The 6009-nt window shown below is 65.2% G+C and carries 9 protein-coding genes and 2 pseudogenes; 5 read left to right on the plus strand and 6 right to left on the minus strand.

All coding sequences use genetic code 11. The annotated features are described in order from the left end of the window. Window positions 1–165 (plus strand): annotated as a pseudogene (locus BM419_RS31830) (IS5/IS1182 family transposase); the annotation flags it as partial. A gap of 118 nt (window positions 166–283) precedes the next feature. Next, on the plus strand, window positions 284–1270 hold the full coding sequence (locus BM419_RS31195; protein ID WP_091928739.1) for an alpha/beta fold hydrolase: 987 nt from the start codon (window positions 284–286) through the stop codon (window positions 1268–1270). A 51-nt stretch (window positions 1271–1321) separates the two neighbouring features. Here BM419_RS31195 and BM419_RS31200 read toward each other — a convergent pair whose 3' ends face one another. The 4 genes from BM419_RS31200 to BM419_RS31215 form a co-directional block, all read right to left on the minus strand. Next, on the minus strand, window positions 1322–1597 hold the full coding sequence (locus BM419_RS31200; protein ID WP_244540939.1) for a hypothetical protein: 276 nt from the start codon (window positions 1595–1597) through the stop codon (window positions 1322–1324). 120 nt (window positions 1598–1717) lie between these two features. Continuing rightward, on the minus strand, window positions 1718–1915 hold the full coding sequence (locus BM419_RS31205) for a hypothetical protein (protein WP_056521132.1): 198 nt from the start codon (window positions 1913–1915) through the stop codon (window positions 1718–1720). A gap of 43 nt (window positions 1916–1958) precedes the next feature. Next, window positions 1959–2321, minus strand: coding sequence for a DUF6481 family protein (locus tag BM419_RS31210; RefSeq protein WP_091683103.1), 363 nt, complete (start codon window positions 2319–2321; stop codon window positions 1959–1961). Between the two features lie 104 nt (window positions 2322–2425). Next, a complete protein-coding gene (locus BM419_RS31215) occupies window positions 2426–2635 on the minus strand; it encodes a cold-shock protein (RefSeq protein ID WP_091928736.1) in 210 nt (69 codons plus the stop codon). Between the two features lie 487 nt (window positions 2636–3122). Here BM419_RS31215 and BM419_RS31220 point away from each other — a divergent pair, with 487 nt between their 5' ends. Further along, entirely contained in the window at window positions 3123–3311 is a 189-nt protein-coding gene (locus BM419_RS31220; protein WP_091928737.1) for a DUF3606 domain-containing protein, read from the plus strand. Next, window positions 3308–3727 carry a response regulator gene (locus BM419_RS31225; RefSeq protein WP_091683100.1) on the plus strand — a complete coding sequence of 140 codons (420 nt, stop codon included), beginning with the start codon at window positions 3308–3310 and terminating at the stop codon, window positions 3725–3727. The genes BM419_RS31220 and BM419_RS31225 overlap by 4 nt, the downstream gene beginning before the upstream one ends. 38 nt (window positions 3728–3765) lie before the next feature. Here BM419_RS31225 and BM419_RS31230 read toward each other — a convergent pair whose 3' ends face one another. Beyond that, window positions 3766–4137 (minus strand): response regulator, encoded by a 372-nt coding sequence (locus BM419_RS31230; RefSeq protein WP_056521122.1) that lies wholly within the window; start codon window positions 4135–4137, stop codon window positions 3766–3768. Window positions 4138–4169: 32 nt separating this feature from the next. Then, window positions 4170–5666: a sensor histidine kinase gene (locus BM419_RS31235; protein ID WP_175556430.1), complete on the minus strand. Its 1497-nt coding sequence runs from the start codon at window positions 5664–5666 to the stop codon at window positions 4170–4172. Window positions 5667–5743: 77 nt separating this feature from the next. On the opposite strand from BM419_RS31235, the pseudogene BM419_RS31240 reads away from it, so the two are divergent. Beyond that, window positions 5744–6009: pseudogene (locus tag BM419_RS31240) on the plus strand (IS110 family transposase); the annotation flags it as partial.

The raw sequence follows: 6009 nt of genomic DNA on the forward strand, positions 1-6009 counted from the left end.
CACCCCTTCGGCACGCTGAAGGCACGGATGGGGGCGACGCACTTCTTGACCAAGACCTTGCCGCGCGTCTCGACCGAGATGGCACTCCAGGTCCTGGCCTACAATCTGACGCGGGTTCTCAACATCATGGGAAGCCGGAAGCTCTTGGCAGCGATCCCCGCCTGAGTGAAGGCCTTTGATCGTTCACCGAGGGGCTGAAAAGCCGTCCAGCAGCGCCTTCAACTCAAACGGATGCGCGACCACAAAGGGTCGATCCAAACGGTGGAGCGCCTATTCTCGCAAAATTGGGGCGGCACCCCAGCACAAAGCCGATTCTCGGCGTTTTAACACGGCCTGGACCCTGCTCGGCTCCGCGACCGCGCTGGGAGCGTCCGCCCTCTATGCGGCCGCCCAGGCGAAGCAGGCCGAGCGACGGACGCCACCGATCGGCGCGTTCCTCACCGTGGATGGCGTGCGCCTGCACTACGTCGAGCGGGGGGACGGCGAGCCGCTGGTGCTGATTCACGGCAACGGCATGATGATCCAAGACTTTCTCGTCAGCGGCATCGTCGACGATCTGGCTGAGCGCCACCGCGTCATCATCTTCGACCGACCCGGTTACGGCTACAGCGACCGCCCGCGCGGGCTCTGGACGCCGCGCACTCACGCGACGCTGTTCCAGAAGGCGCTTCAGCAGCTCGCCGTTGCCCAAGCCGTCGTCCTCGGACACTCCTGGGGGGCTTTGGTCGCGGTCGCCCTCGCGCTACAGGCCCCGCAGCTCGTGCGCAGCCTCGTCTTGGCGTCCGGATATTATTACCCGACGCTGCGCGCCGATGTGGTGCTCGCGTCCCCGGTGGCGCTCCCCGGCATCGGGGACCTGATGCGCCACTCGATCTCGCCCGTGATCGGTCGGATCCTGCAGCCCGCCCTGCTCAAGGCCATGTTCGCGCCGGCCGCCGTCACGGAGCGTTTCGACCGAGAGTTTCCGAAGGCCATGATGCTGCGGCCGATCCAGCTGCGGGCGTCAGCAGAGGACGCCGCGTTGATGACGCCGTCGGCGGCCGAGCTTCAGAAGCACTACCGCGATCTGAGGCTCCCGGTGGTGATCATCGTGGGCGGAGCCGATCAGATCGCCGATGTCGATCGGCAGTCGAAGCGCCTGCACGGCGAATTGCCCGACAGTCACCTCATCGTCGTGCCCGGCCTGGGCCACATGATCCAGCATCTGGCGCCAGACGCGGTCATCGCCGCCATCGAGCAAGCTTCGGAGCAGGTTCGCGTCGCCGCCTGAGGAGTGGCCGGTTCGGATCCCGGCGTCGCCGAAGTCGGACTGGCGGTGATGTCACAGAGCCCGCGCGAGGCCTGCTTCCAGAGCGAGTGCGTTGGCCGTCTGTTGCGAGAGGCGGACGCCCGTCGGCTCGACATCGGCATCCCCCTTCACCGCGCGGCGCACGATGGCCAGCGCCTCGTCCTCGGAGGTGGTGATGGCGACGTAGAACATCGCCAATTGCCCCGACAACTCGGCCTCGTCAGGTCGCGTCACCTTGAGGATGAAGGCCGTCTGGTTGGGTTCAATCATCGCCGCGTCGGCCGAATGCGCATTCGTGTTCGTCATCATGGCGTTCAACAAACTTGATTCCAGACTGCCCGCGGCATCTCCGCCGGTCCTGAGAGTCCCGACTGAGAGCCGTCACAGGACGCGCTCTCTGCACGCGCTGATCCGACCGGCCGAAACCGATCAGGATGCGTGGGTGAGTTCGCCTTCCCGCACGGCACGCTCGCCGCTGGCGGACCTGATCCGGTAAGTCGGCTCGCCGGAACGGTCGTCCGGCGTGAGGCGAACAACCTCGAAGAGGCCGTCGACGATGCTCTTATTGCCTGCGTAGCTGAGCCCCAGCTGCCGGACATGCTGACCGATCTTGAACTTGTGCGACATGGGTCGTCCTCCTGGGTGACGGGTACTGCAGGCTAAGTCCGACCTACCGACGGGCTCGCGCCTTGCGAGCCGCGAAGCGTGCGTCGCGCGCGGCCTTCTGCTCGGCGGCGAGGTCAGCCTGCCGCGCTGCCTTCTCGGCTATCTGACGGGCGATCTCCGCTTCGGCGCGCTCCTTTGCGGCCAACGCTGCAGCCTCACGGTCAGCCTCGGCGGCCAGCCGAGCGATCTCCCGCTCGCTCGCCCGCACGTCCCGGGCCTGGACGACCGCGTGCCGCGCCGCTTGGCGGGCGAGGACGACCGGATCATCGGCCGCAGGACGAGCCCGGAAGCGGGCCAGCGTAGCCTGCCGCGCTTTGGCCGTCGCTTCGAGACGATCGACGAGCTGGTCTGTTTTGAATTGACCCACGGAAATTCCTTTTTGTCCGCCCCGACTCAGCCAAGGCGGCGAGAAACAGATGAAGCCGCTCCCGAGGGAACGGCTTCGAAAATCGTCGGTCGTACCAGCGAGGCTCAGGCGGCCTGAAGGTTGCTGGCCGACTGCTTACCGGTGCGACGGTCGGACTCCATCTCGTAGGAGATCTTCTGACCTTCGGCCAAGTTGCGCATGCCGGCGCGCTCGACGGCGGAGATGTGGACGAACACGTCCTTGCCGCCATCATCCGGCTGGATGAAGCCGAAACCCTTGGTGTCGTTGAACCACTTAACGGTGCCGATGCTCATAGGTATTCCATATCTATACAGGCAAGAAATCGGGCCGAGCGCGCATCACGCGCGCCCGGTCTCTGGTCGTCGAAAATGGGAGAGATGCAGAGCGTTCGCCCTGTTCAGGCGAGACGGCCGGAATATCTGGCCAAAAGTCGATTTATCATCTCTACGCCATCGGCGAAATCATCACAACCATTAATGTGGCTCGGACAAAAATTAGCGCCCCGCGCCGCGATATCGTGCGCGCCAGAGAAGACTAAAACCGGCGACAGGATCATTGATCTGCAGCTGTCCGACCGCGGTAGAACTCGGGCTTCTGGCGCATCGCAGCGTCGCGCCGGAAGATCATCGGTCCCGCGGCCGTGGAGCCTTCCCATCCTGCCGCAGACACCGTCCACCCGCGAGACAAGGCAACCTTACACAACGTCCCGCGTTGGCAAACATCCATCCCACTGAATATCTGAGGCGCGGTCTTCGATGAGAAGACGCGAAGCAAGAGCGCATGTCGTTCGTCAAAAAAACCTTACCCAGCCGAGCCGCCACGCACATCGATATCAATGATCGGGTCGTTCGAGCCGCGTGGGCCGAACGCTTCGCGATTACGGAGGGGCAGCTGCGCAACGCGGCGAGACTGGTGGGTTCCCGCATCACGACCCTCACGAGTCATCTTGGCGGGCCGTCCGGCTCATGACGGCCCTCACCACGCGCCAGAGGGCTCCGTTAGCCCCGAACCAGCTCGGCATCCTGATCGTCGACGACGATCCGGTGCAGCTGATGGACATGGCCGGGGCGCTGACCGACGCTGGACTCATCGTGTTCGAGGCTTGCAACTCCGAGCAGGCGGTCGACCTTCTCTCGACCCGTACCGACGTGCGCGTCCTGATCAGCGACGTCGATATGCCCGGCAGCGAATTGAACGGGTATCAGTTGGCGAAGCTCGTCGCGGCGCGGTGGCCCGAGATCAGGCTGCTGGTGCTGTCCGGTCGGAACAATCCCAAGGGCACCGATCTGCCGGACGGAGCACGTTTCGTATCCAAGCCGTGCGCGCTCCATGCGCTCACCGGCAACATCTTCGATCTCCTGTCCGAACAGGGCGGCGGCATCTAGGCCGGTGTGGCCGACACTGCTGCGCGGAGCGGCCGGTCTCAGGCCACCAACGCCAGGGCCGTCGCCGAGACCTCGTTCAGACTGAACGGCTTGGGAAAAAACCGCGCCTTGTCGGGCAGGGTTCTCGGCCGGAACGCGAGTGGGCCGGAGCAGACCATCACGGCGGTCTCCGGCCAACGCTCCGCGATCAGCTGCGCCAAGCGAATGCCGTCGACCCGACCGGGCATGCGCACGTCGGTGAACACCAGCTGGATCGTCGGGAGTCTACCAAGCAGGTGCAGGGCCATGTCGCCAGTCCAGGCCTCGATCACGTCGAAGCCTGCATCGGCGAAGACATCCATGGTCTCCATCCGCGTGATGTTTTCATCCTCGACGATCAGCGCGGTTGGCTTCGAAATGATTTTGTTCATGGCTTAGAGCAAGCACGCGGAACGGTTTTCGTTCAATCTGAAATCTCCGTCTTTTCTTGAAACCCTGCGACGGGCGCCACGAGATCACACGTGACGCCGCTCGGCTGGTACACCAGCCTCACGGTCCCACCGATGGTCCCGGCGAGACCGCGCTCGATCAGACGGGTTCCGAAGCCCGTGCGCGACGGTGTCGAGACCGGCGGCCCGCCCGATTCAGTCCAGCACAGCCGCAGCTGCGGATCGTCGCCCGCCGCCTCGATCTGCCAGCGGATGCCGATGTGCCCGGCCTCGGTCGAGAGCGCCCCGTACTTGGCAGCGTTCGTCGCCAATTCGTGGATCATGAGCGCGAGAGCCAGCGCGGCCTTGGGGCCGATCTCGAGCGGCGGTCCCTCGATCCGGAACCGCCCCGCCTGCTGGTTGTCGTGCAGAGCCAGCGCCCCCCGGATGACGGCCTCCATCCCGGCCTGCTCGGTGTTGCTCGCCAGGAGAATGTCGTGGGCCTTGCCGAGGGCGATCAGGCGCTGCAGCAGGGCGTCGCGCGCGCTGTCCAAGCTGGCGGCGTTGCGCAGGGTCTGCGCCGCGATGGCCTGGACGATGGCAAGGGTGTTCTTCAGCCGATGGCTGAGTTCATGGTTGAGCAGGCTCTGGTGCTGGTCCGCCGCCGCCCGCGCGCTGTTGTCCAGCATGACGCCTGTCATGCGCATGACGCGTCCGGCCTTGCTTCGGACCAGGAACGCCTGATTGAGCACGTCGGCATACGTGCCGTCCGCGCGCTGAAACCGGTACGCGTCGGCCCAACGCGGGCCCACCTCGGTAGCGCTGAGGACCTTCTGACGGACGCGCTCCCGATCCTCCGGATGAATGTGCTCAAACCACCATGCGGCCGTCGGTGTGACGGTCGAGGCCACGTAGCCGTAGACGCGGGTGAGGGCATCGTCCCAGTGAAAGGTATCGCCCTCGCGATCCCAATCCCACATCACATCCGTCGTGGCGCGCGAGGAAAGCCGGAAGCGCTCCTCGCTGATCTGCCGCGCGTCGCGCGCCTCGTCGGAGGTGGTGAGCGCGCGATCCCGTTCCCGGATGGCCCGCCGCAACTCGAGCTGGGTCATCACCTGACGGGCGAGCGCCTGCAGGCCGGACGCCTGTTGCGGGGTGAGGCCCTCCGGCCGGGGCTCGTTGTCGATCACGCACAGCGTGCCGATCGCGATCCCGTTGGTCGCCGTCAGCACGGCGCCCGCGTAGAAGCGGATGAACGGCTCTCCGGTCACCAGCGTGTTGTCACGGGTGCGGAGGTCCTGCGTCAGGTCCGGGATGATGAGGATATCCCGCTCGGCGAGGGCGTGGGCACAGACGGATTGGCTGAGCGGCGTCTCGCAGGGGGCAAACCCGATCCGGGCCTTGAACCACTGGCGGTCGCTGGCCACGAAGCTGATGAGGCCGACGGGCGTATCGCAGATCTGGGTGGCGAGGGCGACGAGATCGTCGAAGCCGGGCTCCGCGGGCGACTGGAGGATGTCGTAGCCGCTCAAAGCGTAGGGGTGGACGCCCCCTGGCGGCATCGATGTGCCAGAGTGGAGGTGTTGCAACACCACTGCAGGAGGCGTCCATGGGTGAGGTTAGCACAGTCGGGATCGATCTCGCTAAATCAGTCTTCCAGGTTCATGGCGCGGATACGAGCGGCGCCGTCGTTTTCCGCAAGAAGCTGCGGCGTGATCAGGTGCTGACGTTCTTCTCGACACTTCCGCGTTGCGTGGTCGCTATGGAAGCATGCGCCAGCGCTCATTACTGGGCCCGTGAGATAGCTTTGGCAGGCCACGAAACGCGGCTCATCCCACCAGCCTACGTGAAGCCGTTCGTGAAGCGGCAGAAGAA

Origin of the sequence: Methylobacterium sp. yr668 (assembly GCF_900116245.1) — a bacterium.
GTDB lineage: Bacteria > Pseudomonadota > Alphaproteobacteria > Rhizobiales > Beijerinckiaceae > Methylobacterium.